The 16,715-nt window shown below is 58.6% G+C and carries 17 protein-coding genes; 13 read left to right on the top strand and 4 right to left on the bottom strand.

From position 1 onward, the window contains the following. Nucleotides 1-86: 86 nt before the first annotated feature. The 3 genes from ACR0A1_RS04115 to dusB are packed head-to-tail and all read right to left on the bottom strand — an operon-like array spanning nucleotide 87 to nucleotide 3,459. Nucleotides 87-1,454: a sigma-54-dependent transcriptional regulator gene (locus tag ACR0A1_RS04115; protein WP_170396851.1), complete on the bottom strand. Its 1,368-nt coding sequence runs from the start codon at nucleotides 1,452-1,454 to the stop codon at nucleotides 87-89. After that, entirely contained in the window at nucleotides 1,454-2,533 is a 1,080-nt protein-coding gene (locus tag ACR0A1_RS04110) for a two-component system sensor histidine kinase NtrB (RefSeq protein WP_170396849.1), read from the bottom strand. The genes ACR0A1_RS04115 and ACR0A1_RS04110 overlap by 1 nt, the downstream gene beginning before the upstream one ends. Next, a complete protein-coding gene (gene dusB, locus ACR0A1_RS04105) occupies nucleotides 2,530-3,459 on the bottom strand; it encodes a tRNA dihydrouridine synthase DusB (RefSeq protein WP_480866866.1) in 930 nt (309 codons plus the stop codon). Before dusB ends, ACR0A1_RS04110 begins: the two co-directional genes overlap by 4 nt. A 233-nt stretch (nucleotides 3,460-3,692) precedes the next feature. Between dusB and ACR0A1_RS04100 the strand changes: the two genes are divergently transcribed. From ACR0A1_RS04100 to ACR0A1_RS04060, 9 genes are all read left to right on the top strand, one after another. Further along, complete coding sequence (locus ACR0A1_RS04100; protein WP_480866343.1) at nucleotides 3,693-4,823, top strand: bifunctional 2-C-methyl-D-erythritol 4-phosphate cytidylyltransferase/2-C-methyl-D-erythritol 2,4-cyclodiphosphate synthase; 1,131 nt, start codon at nucleotides 3,693-3,695, stop codon at nucleotides 4,821-4,823. Beyond that, nucleotides 4,820-5,317: a phosphatidylglycerophosphatase A family protein gene (locus ACR0A1_RS04095; protein WP_480866341.1), complete on the top strand. Its 498-nt coding sequence runs from the start codon at nucleotides 4,820-4,822 to the stop codon at nucleotides 5,315-5,317. Before ACR0A1_RS04100 ends, ACR0A1_RS04095 begins: the two co-directional genes overlap by 4 nt. Then, entirely contained in the window at nucleotides 5,314-5,796 is a 483-nt protein-coding gene (locus tag ACR0A1_RS04090; RefSeq protein WP_480866339.1) for a CinA family protein, read from the top strand. The genes ACR0A1_RS04095 and ACR0A1_RS04090 overlap by 4 nt, the downstream gene beginning before the upstream one ends. A 330-nt stretch (nucleotides 5,797-6,126) precedes the next feature. Then, nucleotides 6,127-6,804, top strand: a complete 678-nt coding sequence (locus ACR0A1_RS04085; RefSeq protein WP_170690719.1) for an orotate phosphoribosyltransferase — start codon at nucleotides 6,127-6,129, stop codon at nucleotides 6,802-6,804. Nucleotides 6,805-7,005: 201 nt separating this feature from the next. After that, complete coding sequence (locus tag ACR0A1_RS04080; protein ID WP_170567117.1) at nucleotides 7,006-8,496, top strand: replicative DNA helicase; 1,491 nt, start codon at nucleotides 7,006-7,008, stop codon at nucleotides 8,494-8,496. A gap of 173 nt (nucleotides 8,497-8,669) precedes the next feature. After that, nucleotides 8,670-9,608: an isopenicillin N synthase family dioxygenase gene (locus ACR0A1_RS04075; protein ID WP_480866337.1), complete on the top strand. Its 939-nt coding sequence runs from the start codon at nucleotides 8,670-8,672 to the stop codon at nucleotides 9,606-9,608. A gap of 47 nt (nucleotides 9,609-9,655) precedes the next feature. Continuing rightward, nucleotides 9,656-10,690: an alanine racemase gene (alr, locus tag ACR0A1_RS04070; protein WP_170406133.1), complete on the top strand. Its 1,035-nt coding sequence runs from the start codon at nucleotides 9,656-9,658 to the stop codon at nucleotides 10,688-10,690. Further along, nucleotides 10,687-11,469 carry an MlaE family ABC transporter permease gene (locus ACR0A1_RS04065; protein ID WP_170396831.1) on the top strand — a complete coding sequence of 261 codons (783 nt, stop codon included), beginning with the start codon at nucleotides 10,687-10,689 and terminating at the stop codon, nucleotides 11,467-11,469. Before alr ends, ACR0A1_RS04065 begins: the two co-directional genes overlap by 4 nt. Then, on the top strand, nucleotides 11,466-12,212 hold the full coding sequence (locus ACR0A1_RS04060; RefSeq protein ID WP_170567110.1) for an ATP-binding cassette domain-containing protein: 747 nt from the start codon (nucleotides 11,466-11,468) through the stop codon (nucleotides 12,210-12,212). The genes ACR0A1_RS04065 and ACR0A1_RS04060 overlap by 4 nt, the downstream gene beginning before the upstream one ends. Here the strand turns inward: ACR0A1_RS04060 and ACR0A1_RS04055 are convergent. After that, nucleotides 12,209-12,619: a hypothetical protein gene (locus ACR0A1_RS04055; RefSeq protein WP_480866335.1), complete on the bottom strand. Its 411-nt coding sequence runs from the start codon at nucleotides 12,617-12,619 to the stop codon at nucleotides 12,209-12,211. The two genes, ACR0A1_RS04060 and ACR0A1_RS04055, sit on opposite strands and share 4 nt — an antisense overlap. Before the next feature lie 128 nt (nucleotides 12,620-12,747). Here ACR0A1_RS04055 and ACR0A1_RS04050 point away from each other — a divergent pair, with 128 nt between their 5' ends. The 4 genes from ACR0A1_RS04050 to ACR0A1_RS04035 all read left to right on the top strand — a co-directional run bounded on the left by ACR0A1_RS04050 (nucleotide 12,748) and on the right by ACR0A1_RS04035 (nucleotide 16,224). After that, nucleotides 12,748-13,200, top strand: coding sequence for a paraquat-inducible protein A (locus tag ACR0A1_RS04050; protein WP_170396825.1), 453 nt, complete (start codon nucleotides 12,748-12,750; stop codon nucleotides 13,198-13,200). Between the two features lie 148 nt (nucleotides 13,201-13,348). Next, the gene (locus tag ACR0A1_RS04045; protein ID WP_480736052.1) at nucleotides 13,349-14,125 is read left to right on the top strand and encodes a DNA repair protein; all 777 of its coding nucleotides are present in this window, start codon (nucleotides 13,349-13,351) and stop codon (nucleotides 14,123-14,125) included. A 121-nt stretch (nucleotides 14,126-14,246) separates the two neighbouring features. Next, a complete protein-coding gene (gene radA, locus ACR0A1_RS04040; RefSeq protein ID WP_170396821.1) occupies nucleotides 14,247-15,611 on the top strand; it encodes a DNA repair protein RadA in 1,365 nt (454 codons plus the stop codon). A gap of 40 nt (nucleotides 15,612-15,651) precedes the next feature. Beyond that, nucleotides 15,652-16,224: a CvpA family protein gene (locus tag ACR0A1_RS04035; protein ID WP_170421967.1), complete on the top strand. Its 573-nt coding sequence runs from the start codon at nucleotides 15,652-15,654 to the stop codon at nucleotides 16,222-16,224. The last annotated feature ends 491 nt before the right edge of the window (nucleotides 16,225-16,715 follow it).

Raw genomic sequence — 16,715 nt, 5'->3', positions numbered from 1 at the left:
TCTGATGTGCCGCTTGCGCGGCTTACCGCCATATATCGTGGTCGTTCCCGGGGTCGAACCCGAATGCCACTGTTTGTGTGGCGATATTACATCAGTTTGCGACGGCGTGTCACCTGAATATCGAGGTCAGTAATCTTTTTCCGCAGCGTATTCCGGTTAATCCCCAGGAGATCAGCACATTTTGCCTGATTTCCACCAGTCGCATCCAGCGCGATTTCGATCAACGGTGCCTCGACTTCGCGTAGAATACGTTGATAGAGGCCGGGAGGCGGCAGGATGTTTCCGTGCAGATCAAAATACCGGCGCAGGTGACGACCAACAGAAGATGACAGCTTCTCACGCTCGCCATCACCCAGAACTGGTTCGGCCTCGGGCTGGCTACCCAGCACCATCTCAACTTCGGTGCGCGAGATTTCATCAGATCGGCTGGTTAGACCAAGACGCCGGATCGCATTTTCAAGCTGTCGGACATTGCCGGGCCAGGAATACCGGCGCACCAACTCGACCGCTTCGGGGCTGAGGCGACGCTGCGCGCCGCTTTCCCGCTCCTCCCGCGCCAGAAAGTGATCGGTCAGCAAGGTAATATCATCAACCCGTTCGCGCAACGCAGGCACGTGGATCGTCGCACCGCAGAGACGGTAATAGAGATCTTGCCGCACGCGACCGCTTTCCATCGCGTCGGTCAGATCTGATTGACTTGTGGCCATGAAACGCGGCACGTGATCGCCCGGCGTGTCCATCATGCGCACGATACGGGCCTGAATCTCATCATCAATATCGGCAATTTCATCGATCAGCAGCGTACCACCACGTACGCGCGCCATAACCCGTGCCGGGCCTTCCAAATCGCTCAGATCGGCAGCAGTCACGGTGACAAAGGGCAGTGTCCTTCGGTCAGAGAAATCGTGAATAGCGCGTGCTATCAGAGATTTACCCGTCCCACTTTCACCAGAAATCATTACAGACAGATCCGTGTTCATCACCCGAGCGACCAGACGATAAAGCGCCTGCATCACCGGGGTGCGCCCGACAAGCGGCAGTTCATCAGGTCGGTCTTCGCTGGCCATCACCGGCTCAGCCTGTACCCGCTGCTTTTGATCCAGCGCCCTCGCGGTGCGCTTCATCAGATCGGGCAAATCGAAAGGCTTTGGCAGATAATCGTAAGCTTCCGCCTCAGCCGCCTGAATGGCTGTCATGATGGTGTTCTGGGCCGAGATCACGATGACCGGCAAACCGGGACGGTCCTGCGCGATCTTTGGCAGCATCTCCAACCCGTTTCCATCCGGCATTACCACATCCGAGATCACAACGTCGCCCTTGCCTTCGGCTACCCAGCGCATCAGCGTGGTCAGCGAAGATGTCGCGTGAACCTTGCACCCCGCCCGCGTCAGGGCCTGTGTAAGAACCGTGCGGATCGTGCGGTCGTCATCGGCAACCAGAACTGTGCCATCCATCAGATGCTCTCCTTTTCATACGCGTCGTTCGGTGCACGCCGCAGGGACAGTCGAAAACTAGTGCGTCCGGGCACAGATTCAGCCGAAATCCAGCCGTCGTGGTCGGAAACGATCTTGCTGACTAGCGCCAGCCCAAGCCCGGTGCCGTTCTCCTTGCCCGACACGAAGGGGTCGAAAATATCACTGCGAATATTTTCCGGCAGGCCCGGCCCATCATCAATAATCTCGATCTGCAGAGGCAGCGAATGACCCGAACCGTCGCTGCGCCGCAGTCGGAATGAATGCTCAAAATAGGTACGCAGCCGGATTGTACCATTGCCATCAGCAGCTTCCGAAGCGTTTTTGAGCAAGTTCAGAACCACCTGCAGGAACTGATCCGGGTCCCCATAGGCCAAGGGCAGCGAGGGGTCGTAATCCTCGATAATCGTCATATGCGCGCCAAAACCCAACAGCGCTGACCTGCGCGCGCGATCCAGTACATCGTGGATATTGACCGGTTTGAAATCGGGTTGAGACAGGTTGCCGAACTGTTCTACCTGCTCCAACAACTTCACGATGCGGCGGCTTTCCTCAACGATAAGGTCAGTGAGCTCAAGATCTTGCTGCGAAATATTCATGCTGAGCAATTGCGCCGCACCGGTGATCCCTGCCAAAGGGTTCTTGATCTCATGCGCAAGCATCTCTGCCATACCAATCGCAGACTGCGCTGCCGATTTCACAGTGTTGCCACGGGTCATCCGACCGGCCAGTTCGCGCGGCGAGATGATCATGATCATTGAACCGGGATGCCCCATCAGCGGCGCGATTTGCAGCGCACATTGCAGCGGCGCGCGATTGCCCGACCCAACGTCCACATCGTTCACGAACAACGGTGTACCTTGTTGACGCGCGCGCAGAAACGCCTCTTCCAACGGCGCGTCAACCGCGAGTTGATCCCAGACCGGGTGTCCAATCACTGCCTTGCGGGAGGCGTTCAGAAACCCCTCACCCGAGGAGTTGACGTCCGATATCCGATCTTCGGCATCGATAATGAACGCCGGAACCGGAAGCGAGGTCCAGATGCTCTGGTCAGAGGTCATGCTGCTGCCTCCGCCGTGCCACTCAGCGCATCTGCCAAAAGCCGTAACACCTCATCGGTGTCGCGGGATGTCAGGACAGCCCGCCGCAAAGTGGCGGGTGTTCCGGCCTCATCCATGTACCAACCGAGATGTTTGCGTGCGACGCGCAGGCCCAGATCGGTACCGTAGAACTCCAGCATCGCCAGATAATGGCCACGCACCATCTTGATCAGTTCAGTGCCCGTGGGAATGGTTGGAGAAGCAGCGCCATAGAGATCATGGCAAATCTGCGCCAGCAGCCAGGGCTTGCCCTGCGCCCCCCGACCTATCATGACGCCATCGGCCCCGGACTGATTCAGCGCGATTTGCGCGGCCTCGGTATCGACGATGTCACCGTTTGCGATGACAGGGATCGAGACGGCTTCTTTCACCGCTCGGATCGCCCGCCAATCTGCCCGGCCTTTATAGAATTGACAGCGCGTACGCCCATGGATGGTCACCATCCGGATGCCTGCGTCCTGCGCACGCCGCGCCACGTCCGGCGCGTTCAGCAGATTGTCATCCCAGCCTAGCCGCGTTTTCAGCGTAACAGGCACATCAACTGCACCCACAACGGCCTCGATCAGCGTCAGTGCATGGTCCGGAGTTTTCAACAAAGCTGAACCGGAATAGCCATTGGTTACCTTCTTGGCCGGGCAGCCCATATTGATATCGATCACGCGCGCGCCCCGGTCAGCGACTTGCCGGGCGGCCTCGGCCATCCAATGCGCCTCGCGTCCGGCCAGTTGCACCGCGGTGTTTTCCACATCCGCCGACAGCTCGGCCCGTTCACGTACGCCTGGTTTGGCCTGTACCATCTCTTGGCTGGCGACCATTTCGCTGACAACCATGCCCGCGCCGAAGCGCATCACAAGGTCCCTAAAAGGCCGGTCAGTGATTCCGGCCATTGGCGCCAGCAGCACCGGAGGAGTCAGATCCTTTTCAGCAAGACGCAGGGCCAATGTGCTTAATCCTTGAGCAGTTGCGCATTTGATATCGAAATTGCGGCATATGAACAATAAAACGGGAGCATTCAAGCCCGCAAAATCATCATATGCTTATTTTTTAAGCAAATTGACGCGGGTGATTGCCTCTGCATTCACCGCCCCCTAAACAATGCCCCAATCAGGAGACCTTTCAGATGACCACAGCCGCCATCATCGTCGCCGCCGGGCGCGGCCAGCGCGCCGGAGGCGGAGTGCCCAAACAGTGGCGTGCCTTGGCTGGGCGGCGCGTGGCCGATTGGGCGATTGACCGCTTCGAAGGGTTGGTTGATCACGTCGTTTTGGTGCTGGCCGAAGAGGACACAGCCGTTTGGGAAGAATTCAGCGCGACAAACCTGATCCTTGCACCCGGCGGTGCAGACCGCGCCAGATCAGTGCGCAACGGGTTGCAGGCTTTGGAAGCGTACAGCGTTGAAAAGGTTTTGATACATGATGTCGCCCGACCCTGCGTCAGCGCTCGGATAATCGGCGATGTTCTGAAAGCACTCGACACGCATGCGGCAGCTGCTCCAGGCTTGGCCGTCACGGATGCGCTCTGGACAGGCGACGGTTCAGTGGTCACAGGAACGCAGGATCGATCCGGCCTTTACGCTGCGCAGACACCGCAGGGATTTCATTATGTCACAATCACCGCCGCCCATTCAGCCCATCCCGGAGGTGCAGCGGATGATGTAGAAGTCGCGCGCGCTGCGGGAATCGAAGTCGCGATTATTCCGGGCGATGCGGATAACCTGAAAATCACACGGCCCGAGGATTTCGCCCGGGCCGAACGTACAATGGGTATGAATATGGATGTAAGGCTGGGCAACGGCTACGACGTGCACCGCTTTGGTGACGGAGATCACGTGATCCTCTGCGGTGTGAAGGTGCCGCACAATCGTGGGCTCCAAGGTCACTCCGATGCAGATGTGGGGATGCACGCGGTCACCGACGCGATCTATGGCGCACTGGCGCGGGGTGATATCGGACAGCATTTTCCGCCCTCCGATCCGCAGTGGAAAGGTGCAGCGAGTGAAATTTTCCTGCGCCACGCAGTCGAATTGGCTGGGCAGTTGGGCTATGAGATCTCGAATGTCGACTGCACACTGGTCTGCGAATTTCCCAAGATCGGCCCTCATGCCGATACCATGCGTGCCGAAATGGCACGGATCATGGGCTTGCGCACCGATCAGGTCTCGGTCAAGGCCACCACATCCGAACGGCTGGGCTTTACCGGTCGCAGCGAAGGCATTGCCTCGCTCGCAACTGCCTGTCTGGTGAAGTCATGACAGCGGCTCGTCTAATCGGAACCGTCTGCGGCGTCGGTTATCTCCGCCCTGCCCCCGGCACCTGGGGATCGCTGGCTGCTTTGCCGCTGGCGTGGGTTCTGCATACGCTGGGTGGCTTCCCCTTGCTGGTCATCTCAACACTCGCGGTTTTCTTCGGGGGCCTGTGGGCCACGCGAGTGATGACAGCTGTACAAGATGACCACGACCCGTCCGAAATTGTCATTGATGAAGTCGCGGGCCAGTTCATCGCGATATGGGCGATTTCCTACCCGTCTTGGGCGCATGGGATCGACATCACAGAGCTCTGGCCCGGCTGGATCGCGGGTTTTCTCTTGTTCCGCCTCTTCGACATTACCAAACCCGGTCCCATTGGCTGGGCCGACCGGCGCGGAGATCCGATGGGTGTCATGCTGGATGATGTGATCGCAGGGGTCTTTGCAGCCATCGGTGTGGTCGTCCTCGCCGGTATCTCACATGGAGTCATGGGTCTATGACCGTTGTCGACCTGCTGGATCGCGCCAAGGCGCAGGGCATGATGATCGCCACTGCTGAAAGCTGTACCGGCGGTATGGTCGCCGCTGCACTGACTGACATCCCTGGCAGCTCTGCCGTGGTTGAGCGCGGCTTTGTCACCTACACCAACACCGCGAAGCAAGAGATGCTGGGCGTGCGCGCCGATACGCTTGAGACGTATGGCGCAGTTTCAGAAGAAGTCGCCCAAGAAATGGCCAATGGCGCCCTGCAGAATTCGCGGGCGCAGTTGGCGGTCTCGATCACTGGCATCGCGGGCCCCGGCGGGTCCGAGCACAAACCCGAAGGCCGCGTATGCTTTGGCCTTGCAGCACAGGGTCAACCGATCCGAACCGAGACCGTGGAATTCGGAGCGCAGGGACGGGATAACGTACGTCGCGCTGCGCGGGACCACGCTTTGACCCTTTTGAGAGACGCTCTTGCTGATCTGGCTCGGACCTAAGAATACCTGCAGTCTACAGCGCATCATTTCGAATACTGGGCGCTGTATACAGTTACTGCGCGGCAGCCTACGCATTTGTGACGGCAATGGTGGTTGCGCTTCTTACCTCGCCTCGCATACACGTCGATACCGAGATTGAAGGCACGGTCTTGCCGATTGCGGAAAGCGAGCCTGAGAAATGAGCAGTCAAGCCCACCTTGGCTGCTTTGCCCGCAAGGGCATCAAGCGGACCTCTTGGGGGTCCGCTTTTCTTTTGGCGTGACCCCTCGACTCTGGACCGGGGGTCAGGCTATCAGCCTGCGACACCCTTTCAGCCCAGAGGTTTGCGCCATGATCCCCAGTTCCTTCCCCGACAGCACCGAAATCGCCCGCCTGACCGCGCGGATGCTGCTGGAGATCAAAGCCGTACACTTCAATTCCCGCGAACCCTTCACACTGGCCAGCGGCCTGCCCAGCCCGACCTATATCGACTGCCGCAAGCTGATCTCATACCCGCGCATCCGGTCGACCCTTATGGACTTTTTGACCGTCACCGTCATGCGCGACGCCGGGTTCGAGGCGTTTGACAATATCGCCGGTGGCGAAACGGCGGGTATTCCCTTTGCGGCCATGGTTGCCGAGCGCATGGCACTGCCAATGACCTACGTGCGGAAAAAGCCCAAAGGCTACGGCCGGAACGCCCGCATCGAAGGCGCGATGAGCGAGGGTGAGCGTGTGCTGCTGGTCGAGGACCTGACCACCGATGGAGGCTCAAAACTGTCCTTTGTCGACGCGATCCGCGAAACCGGCGCAACCTGCGGGCATACGGCGGTGATCTTCTATTATGGCATCTTCCCCGAAACCGAGAAAACGCTGGGTGATCACGGCGTAAAACTGCATTCGCTCTGCACCTGGTGGGATGTTCTGGCGGAAGCCAAAGCGCAAAAGGCCTTTGACGAAGAGACGCTTGATGGCGTCGAAGCCTTCCTGAACGACCCGCGCGGCTGGCAGGACACACATAAAAGCTGACGTTGCGCAAACTGTTTTCAGAATGGAAACACTGACCGCCGCGCCGATCGCTTCATCCACTATATGTTGACGTAACCCTGCCTCATCCTTCAATATGATGGGGCAGAGAGATATGCACAGCATATCCCCAGAAAACATACAATTTGCGCCGACTCACGGGGCCGCGTTATGGCCTCTGTCCAGGGGACAAAGAGAACAGCAATGAACGAGATCAGCAGTATCGAGCAGGCCGCCGCACAGATTCAGAATCCGGAAACAATGCCGCACTCCATCGAGGCCGAGCAACAGCTTCTGGGTGCGATCCTGACGAACAACGATCTGTATGATCGCGTCGCCTCGATTATTGGGGCCGAGCATTTCTATGATCCGGTTCATGCGCGCATCTACGAAGTCGCATCGACTCGTATCGCAAAAAATGCGCTGGCCTCGCCCGTCACGCTGAAATCATTCATGGCCGAAGATGAGGGCCTGAAAGAACTGGGCGGTCCGGCCTATCTGGTGAAACTGGCCGGTGCCTCGATTAGTGCCTTTGCGGTGCATGACTACGCCCAGATGATCTATGACCTTGCCATCCGGCGCGAACTGATCCGACTGGGCCGGGACATTTCGGACAAGGCGGCGCGGGTTGATGTCAGCAGTGAGCCCAAAGAACAGATCGTCGAGGCCGAGCAGCAGCTTTATCAGTTATCCGAGCAGGGCCAGACCGAACAGGGTTTTCAATCCTTCCTCAAGGCGGTCACAGAAGCCGTCAACGTCACCAACGAAGCGTACCAGCGCGGTGGTGGCATGGCGGGGATTTCCACCGGTTTGGCCGATCTCGACAAGCAATTGGGTGGCTTGCACCCGTCCGACCTGATCATTCTGGCCGGGCGTCCGTCGATGGGTAAGACGTCGCTGGCAACCAACGTCGCGTTCAACGTGGCCAAGGCCTACAAGCGCGGCACCAAGCCGGACGGCTCTGAAGGTGCGATCGACGGCGGCGTGGTCGGGTTCTTTTCACTTGAAATGAGCGCCGAGCAACTTGCAGGCCGTGTTCTGGCCGAGGCTTCCGAGATTTCCAGTCACAAAATCCGCCAAGGCGATATGACCGAGGCCGAGTTCCGCCGCTTCGTGGACGCCGCGAAAGAACTGGAAGCGTGCCCGCTATTCATCGATGACACCCCCGCCCTGCCGATCTCGCAACTCGCCGCCCGCGCGCGGCGATTGAAGCGGACGCATGGGTTGGATTTGCTGGTGATCGACTATTTGCAGCTATGTCGCGGTATGGCCGACAACCGCGTCAACGAGATTGCCGAGATTTCGATGGGTATGAAAGCCATCGCCAAGGAACTCAACATCCCGGTCATCGCACTGTCTCAGCTCAGCCGTCAGGTGGAAAGCCGCGACGACAAGCGCCCGCAATTGTCTGACCTGCGGGAATCGGGCTCGATCGAACAGGACGCCGACGTTGTGATGTTCGTGTTCCGCGAGGAATACTATAAGGAACGCGAAAAACCCGGCGATCACGAGCTGGAAAAGATGGAAGAATGGAAGCAGGCCATGGAGCGCCTGCATGGCAAGGCCGAGGTCATCGTCGGCAAGCAGCGCCACGGCCCCATCGGCACGGTGGAGCTGTCGTTCGAGGCTCAGTTCACCCGCTTCGGCAATCTGGTCAAACCCTGGCAACAGGATAGCCAAATCGAGGGCTATTGATCCCTTGACCAGCCCGGTCCGATGTGTACGGATCGGGCCATGCAAGCTTGTCTCAATCCCCTACCCCGGCGCGTGATTCTGGCGCGTCATTTCGGGCATCGCCGCAAACGCTTTGCGGGATAGACCGGGGGCATTTTTGCCCCTGCAATCTTCCCAATATAAGCGAGAGAGACATGACTGAATTCACAGAGATCCCCGTTATTCGTCTGGGTGCACGCCCTGATGAGGAAATCGCGGCCGAGTTTCGTTCGGCCTACGGCACGACCGGTTTTGGCTATATCGAAGATCACGGGATCGACCCGCAGCTGATGCGCGATGTGTTCGAAGCCTCAAAACGGTTTCACGCACTGCCGCTGGATCAAAAGCTGGCAATCGCAGTCGACCACACGCATCGCGGATACATCGCCATCAACACATCGACAGATGTGAACTCAACACTGGCCGATGTAAAAAAACCCAACCAATCCGCCAGCTTCATGATGATGCGCGAGGATGCTGGTGTTGATCCCGATATCTACCTCTCGGGTCCAAACCGATGGCCTGATCTACCGGATTTTCGCGACACCCTGGAAACCTACGTTAAGGCTATGTCGGCCCTTGGACGCAGATTGATGCATATCGCGCTGATCGCTTGCGAGGCGCAGGATTTCTCGGTCCTTTCCGCGTTTGATGAACCCACTTTCTGGCTGCGTCTGCTGCACTATCCACCGCAAGCAAAGACCAGCCCCGATGATCTGTTCGGCTCGGCCCCGCACACTGATTTCGGATGCCTTACGCTGCTTGCTCAAGATCAGGTGGGCGGCTTGCAGGTCAAAACACCGTCAGGGCATTGGGTTGACGTTCCGTCCCGTCCCGACGCCTTTGTCGTCAATGTCGGGGATATGCTGCACCGGATGTCGAACGGCCGCCTGCTTTCGACGCCGCATCGGGTCATCAACCGTTCGGGCCGTGAACGATATAGCGTTCCGTTCTTCTTTGATCCTCATGTCAGCACAATCATCGAACCCCTACCCGGGACCGGCCAACCTCAGTTTAGCCCCTTATTATTTGCGGATTTCCTGCGTTCCGAGCTGGAAGCGGCCTATGAGGCGCATAAACCCGCCAAGAATTAAGGTGCTCCCCCTTGACCTGGGCCAATCCTATGTGATGAACGGCGTTTATGAGTACCGCACATCTGACGATAAATCTGCACGCGCTCGCCCAGAACTGGCAGGCGCTTGACGCAAAGACCCAGGTTGAGACCGGCGCAGTGGTTAAAGCTGACGCTTACGGGTTAGGTGCCGGTCCAGTAGCCTCTGCGCTGGCTGAGGAAGGCGTTGCAAAATTCTTCGTCGCCGTTGCCGAGGAAGGCGTGGCCGTGCGTGAGGCTGTGGGCCCCGGCCCGCTGGTTGCGGTGTTTTCCGGACATATGGAGGGTGACACGGATCTGCTGCGCCAGCATGATCTGACGCCGTTGATCAACTCGCCCGAACAATTCAAGCGTCATCGTCAGGCCCTGCCCGATCATGGCTTTGGTATCCAGCTCGACAGCGGTATGAATCGCCTTGGGCTTGAGCCTGCGGACTGGGCCGAACTGCGGCACGAAGCCCTTGCCCTGAACCCGTTGGTGATAATGTCGCATTTGGCCTGCGGGGATGAGCCTGAACACCCAATGAACCGCCAACAGTTGAACACGTTCAAACAGATGACCGATGGCGTCGACGCGCCGCGCTCGCTTGCGGCGACGGGTGGTACTCTGATGGGGCCGGAATTCCACTTTGACTTTTGCCGCCCAGGGATTGGCCTGTACGGCGGGATGCCCTTTGCCGGGGCCAAGCCGGTCGTCACCGTCGATATGCCGGTGATTCAAGTGCGCGACGTCGCCGTGGGCGAGACCGTCGGCTACGGCAACAGCTGGAGCGCGCGCCGCCCGTCGAAGATTGCGACCGTTGCGGCCGGTTATGCCGATGGGCTGCATCGCGCCATTGGGGGCGGCATCGATACATTCGCTGGTGATCAGCCCTGCCCAGTGGTAGGACGTATCTCGATGGACCTGATCACCGTGGATGTGACTGACTTGCCGTATAAACCTGATCGCCTGCGTATCCTGAACGGGCACCAAACCGTCGATGATCTGGCCGAAGCCGCTGGCACCATCGGCTATGAAATTCTGACCTCGCTCGGCAGTCGCTTTTCGCGGGGCTACGTGGAATGAATCCCGTTTCATTGCTGGGTGAGCTGGGGCGTTCTATCCTGACCATGCTCGCCGCGTTTGGCCGCGTCGCGCTGTTCGCGCTCGACGCGGTTTCGCACATTTTTCGACCACCGTTTTATCCGCGCGAGTTCGGAATCGCCCTGCTGAACATCGGCTGGTTGTCCCTGCCCGTGGTCGGCCTGACCGCCATCTTCACCGGCGGCGCGTTGGCGTTGCAGATCTACGCAGGCGGCGCGCGTTTCAACGCCGAAGCCGTTGTGCCCCAGATCGTCGCCATAGGCATGGTGCGAGAGCTTGGCCCGGTGCTGGTCGGCCTGATGATCGCCGCCCGCGTGACGTCTTCGATCGCCGCCGAGATTGCGACGATGAAAGTGACCGAGCAGATCGACGCTCTGGTCACATTGTCCACCCATCCGATGAAATACCTCACCGCCCCACGCGTGCTGGCCGCCCTGATCACGGTTCCAGCGCTGGTCGGGGTCGGAGATATCATCGGCATTGCAGGCGGCTACACCGTCGCGACGCAAAATCTGGGCTTCAACCCGGCAGCCTATCTGAAAAACACCGTCGATTTCCTTGAAGCGCGGGATATCGTTTCGTCACTCGTCAAAGGTGCCGCCTTCGGTGTGATCGCCGCCATCATGGGCTGCTATTACGGCATGTCATCGGGCCGCGGCGCGCAGGGCGTGGGCCGCGCCACCAAGGGCTCGGTCGAGGCTGCTGCTGTGCTGATCCTCGCCGCCAATTTCGTTCTTACAGGGGTGTTCTTCTCGCTATGATCCGGATGGAGAACGTACATAAGGCCTTTGACGACAACCACGTCCTGCAAGGCATGAACCTTGAGATCCCCAAGGGCACCTCGATGGTCATCATCGGCGGTTCTGGAACTGGCAAATCCGTGGCGTTGAAATGTATCCTCGGCCTGATCAAACCCGACGGCGGCATGATCTACGTCGACGGCAAAGACGCCGCGAAAGGCGACCGCGATGCGTTTCTGGCCCGCTTTGGAATGCTGTTTCAGGGCGCGGCGCTGTTCGACTCGCTGCCCGTCTGGCAAAACGTCGCCTTCCGCCTGCTGCGCGGCTCGTTGAAACGCCCCGCTGATGAAGCCCGCGAAATCGCCATCGAGAAACTGCGCCGCGTGGGCCTGAAATCCAACGTTGCTGACCGGTTCCCGGCCGAGCTGTCGGGCGGCATGCAAAAACGCGTCGGCCTCGCCCGCGCCATCGCCGCCGAGCCCGAGATCATCTTTTTCGACGAGCCTACCACCGGCCTCGACCCAATCATGTCCGGCGTCATCAACGACCTGATCCGCGAAATTGTGACCGAGATGGGCGCCACCGCGATGACCATCACCCACGACATGAGCTCGGTCCGCGCGATTGCCGACAACGTCGCCATGCTGCACGGAGGCGTGATCCAGTGGACCGGCCCGGTCGGCCAGATGGACGCCTCGGGCGATCCCTATGTGGAGCAGTTCATCAGCGGGAGTGCCGAGGGGCCGATTGAGGCGGTGCGTTAAGCTCTCTCCTCTTCACGTTCCTGCTTTAACTGATCATACGCGCGCTTAGCGTAGTCATAGCGCAATAGATATTGCCCTGCGCTTATCACAAAGTCGGGGGTTTGAATGCGTATTGCATCAAACACTTGGCGAAGATGTGTTCCGGAAACCGGGATGTAGCCGGGATCTTCGCCAGAAAACCTGTTGAATAGACGGCCACCAAACCATACCGCTCTTCTTCGTGCGCGATCCGTTTCGTAAAGTCGGAAATGCAAAACACCAAAGAGCTGCTCTCGGTCAAACGGCAACCTGTCTGCTGCCGCACTCGCAGCTGAAAAGACAGCATTTAAGCCGTCAGTTCCCGCAGCAACGGTTCCTTTATTAAATGCGGATGGGCCATTTACGATCTTTATTATTGGGTCAGGCACTGCAATCTAAAGCTGATTAATTTAGGACTTACTTAAACTTACACTCAACTAAAGCGACCGCAACTCAGAACTTGCCGCAGATACCTCCACTCATTAAGTATTCAACTGCGTTATCAAAATTCTTGTTCATGACCCTCCGCCTCGCCACCCTATCCCTCCTGATCCTCTACCCCATCGCGTGGTTCGCCCCGCTGATGCGCGCCGGTCTCCTCCCGATCTTCGGCCTCAGTGAAATCAGCGTCATCACCGGGCTCCAGTCCTTGTGGAAGTCCGACATCTTCCTCGCGTTGATCGTTACCGTCTTCGCCCTCTTCGCGCCCTACGTCAAAACCATCGGCACCGCGCTGATCCAATGGAACCTGCTGGACCCGCGCGTCCAGCCCGCGCTCAACATCCTCGGCAAGCTGGCGATGGCCGATATCTTCCTCATCGCGCTCTACATCACGCTGGCCAAAGGCATCTCATACGCCACCATCGAAACTGCATGGGGTCTCTACCTGTTCACCGGCTGCATTCTGGCCTCACTTGCACTGGGCCATATTACAGAGATGACATTTGGATCACGAAAACCTCAGACCTAATTGATTGAAAACAGATTTTTGAGTATCATCTTAATATTTCGAGCAGTAAATTTTGTAGTTTTCGGGTCCGTAGCGGATCACTTCGCGTCTGTTTAACCTTCCGCTTCGGCCCGGTTTTTGTACCGGTTGAAGAAGGAGAACGACGATCATGGCCGCCCTCCACACAATAACATTGCAATTTCAGAATACCTTATTAAGGCTCACTTTTTTCCTGATCTGCGCCGCAGCATTGTTCGCGGTGACGACCACCATTTTATCCGCGATTGGCATCCTGCCCTGGCTCTCGTTGCAGGCCGGTCTCAGCAACGGTGCAACAATTGACGCAGGCATCTATATCCAGATCGGATTAACCGCCCTGATCCTGATGCTGGTCTTCTATCTGCCATCGAACGCCCGCATGATGGCGCTTGAAAACACCCATCGTAAGTTCACAATGAATATGCAGGACGTGGCCGGGGCCTATCAGGTCGCCCATGCCGCCGACCGCAGCGGCGCCTTTGCGCTGGCCTCCGAATTCGACGCGGTGAAAGAGCGCATGGCCTTCCTGCGCGATCACCCCGATTTGCAGGGGCTCGAACCGCAGGTGCTGGAACTGGCTGCTCAGATGAGCCAGATCAGCCAGGAACTGGCCGAGACCTATGGGGACACAAAGGTCGAACGCGCCCGTGCCTTCCTGCGGCAACGTCAGGAAGAGGTCGAACAATTCCAGCAGCGCATCGAGGAAGCCCAAATCATCCAGCACGAGCTGCGCCAATGGACCCGAGACATCGAGATCGAGGAATCCATCGCCAAATCGCAACTCGCGCGCCTCAGGGATGAGCTGTTCGATCTGCTTCCGGAACTGTCGGCGCAATTGCAATCCCTCACGGACGATCAAACACCAGGCAGCGTGGTTGCGATGACCCCGCCGCGTGCCGCGGAATAGGCGTGTCTAGCGCCCGCAGCGGACGATGGCGCGCAGGGCCTGAGGACGTGGCGCGCCACCGGCGGTGAGGAAAGCCCGCAAGGGCTTGAAGAACCGCCTTTCCTCGGGCACCAAGGGCGACATGGCAAAGACACACTCCTTCTCCTGCTCGGCCTGCGGAGCCTCTCACACCAGATGGTCGGGCCGCTGCGATGCGTGCGGCGAATGGAACACTATCGTTCAGGAAGCGCCGCTTTCGGCAGGACCAGCCAAGAAGTCACTCGGCGGCAAGCGCGGCCAATCCATCGCGCTCACCGACCTATCGACCGAAGAAACACCGCCGCCCCGCACCCTCTGCGGTGTTGAAGAATTGGACCGTGTCCTCGGCGGCGGCCTTGTCCCTGCATCGGCGCTGCTGGTGGGCGGTGACCCCGGCATTGGCAAATCGACCCTCTTACTGCAAGCTGCAGCACGTTTTGCCCGCAAAGGTGTCAAAACCATCTACGTCTCGGGCGAGGAGGCCAGCGCACAGGTTAGGATGCGCGCGCGCCGGTTAGGTCTGGAAGAGTCGCCGGTGCAATTGGCCGCTGAAACCAACCTTCGGGACATCCTCACGACGCTAGAGGCAGAAAAACCCGGCCTCGCCATCATCGACTCGATCCAGACGATGTGGGCCGATAATGTCGACAGCGCGCCGGGCTCGGTGTCGCAGGTGCGCGCCGCAGCGCATGAGCTGACGACATTTGCAAAACGCCACGGCGTATCGATCATCATGGTTGGCCACGTCACCAAAGAAGGCCAGATCGCTGGCCCCCGTGTAGTCGAACATATGGTCGACACCGTGCTTTACTTCGAAGGCGAACGCGGGCACCAGTTCCGCATCCTGCGCGCCGTTAAGAACCGCTTTGGCCCAGCGGATGAGATTGGCGTCTTCGAAATGACCGGCAAAGGGCTGGCGCAAGTCACCAACCCCTCGGCCCTGTTCCTATCGGAACGCGGTAAGCCCAGCCCTGGTTCCGCCGTGTTCGCAGGTATCGAAGGCACCCGCCCCGTGTTGGTCGAACTGCAGGCACTGGTTGCGCCCTCGCCCCATTCGCAGCCCCGACGCACGGTCGTTGGCTGGGACAGCGGGCGGCTCGCCATGATCCTTGCAGTGCTCGAAGCACGCTGCGGCATCCCCTTTGCCGGGCTCGATGTCTACCTGAACGTCGCCGGAGGGCTGAAAGTCAGCGAACCTGCTGCCGACCTCGCCGTTGCTGCTGCACTGCTCAGCGCTCGTGAAGACACCGCCCTGCCTGCCGATACGGTCGTTTTCGGAGAAATCTCGCTATCCGGGGCACTTAGACCAGCCCCGCAGACCGAAAACAGGTTGAAAGAAGCGCAAAAACTTGGTTTCACAGCGGCAATTGCTCCGGCAGGTGGCAAAACTGGCACTGTGGCAGGTCTGACACTCACCCGACCCTCTGATTTGGTGGGGTTTGTTGGCGAAACCTTCGGAGCAGGGTAAAGTCGCGCCTTGAGGGGCAGAAAACGAACAGGCGAGGGCCATGGAAGGTTTTACAATAATTGACGGGGTTGTGGCCCTGATCATCGTGCTGTCGGGCTTGCTGGCCTATTCGCGCGGTTTCATGCGCGAGGTTTTGGCCATCGCAGGTTGGGTCGCCGCGGCAGTTCTAGCATTCATCTTTGCGCCGCAGGCTGTACCGCTGGTCAAAGAAGTGCCAGTGGTCGGTGAATTCCTGCGCGACAGTTGTGAGCTTTCGGTGATTACCGGCTTTGCCGCCGTCTTCGCCATTGCACTAATCGTAGTCAGCATCTTCACGCCGCTATTCTCTTCACTGGTGCAGCGTTCCGCGCTTGGCGGGCTGGATCAGGCGCTTGGCTTCTTCTTCGGCATCGCCCGCGGCATATTGCTGGTTGCGATTGCGTTCTTCGTCTACGACACCGTGATGACCGGTCAATCCTACACGATGGTCGATGAAAGCCGCTCGGCCAAGGTGTTCGAACAGTTCAGCAGCAAGATCGAGGAACAAAACCCCGAGGCGGCGCTGGGTTGGGTTACCGCCCAGTACGAAGAGCTGGTCGCAAGCTGCACCGCCGACAACGCCTCTGAGGGTTAATCAAATTCCAAAGAAAAGCCCGGTTTCAGCCGGGCTTTTTTGCGTTTGGTTCGGAAAAATCAGATAAACCCTTCGCCACCACAAATATTGCACCGGATGGTCTTCAGGCCAAAGCATCCGTCACATCGGCTTGAGATCGGCTTGCCATACTGGTCTCGGCTCTTGATCACTTCACCGGTTCCCTTGCAGATCTCGCAGGGTGCGCGCCCTGCCCCACGACATCGGTGGCAACGCCGCTTGACAGGTTTGTCCTTCGGTGTGTTTTGCTTGTGTTGCCACATGGCGTCTGCTCCACCAGGTATTGCCGGACTGCATGCAAAAAACCTTCGTAATGATATGACAGCATAGGTCTGTACATTTGTCATCCTAAACCCGCGGCGTGTACAATTCGCACCTGCGTCAAATCGCGAATGTGATCCTTTGATGACACACGCATCGTTTGGCATTATGTGGTGGCCATACCGACATGGAATCGGAGCTGCCGACCTTGC

Source organism: Ruegeria sp. D6, assembly GCF_056534365.1.
The sequence above is the reverse complement of the archived record's forward strand: the minus strand, read 5'-3'. Positions and strand labels throughout refer to the sequence as shown.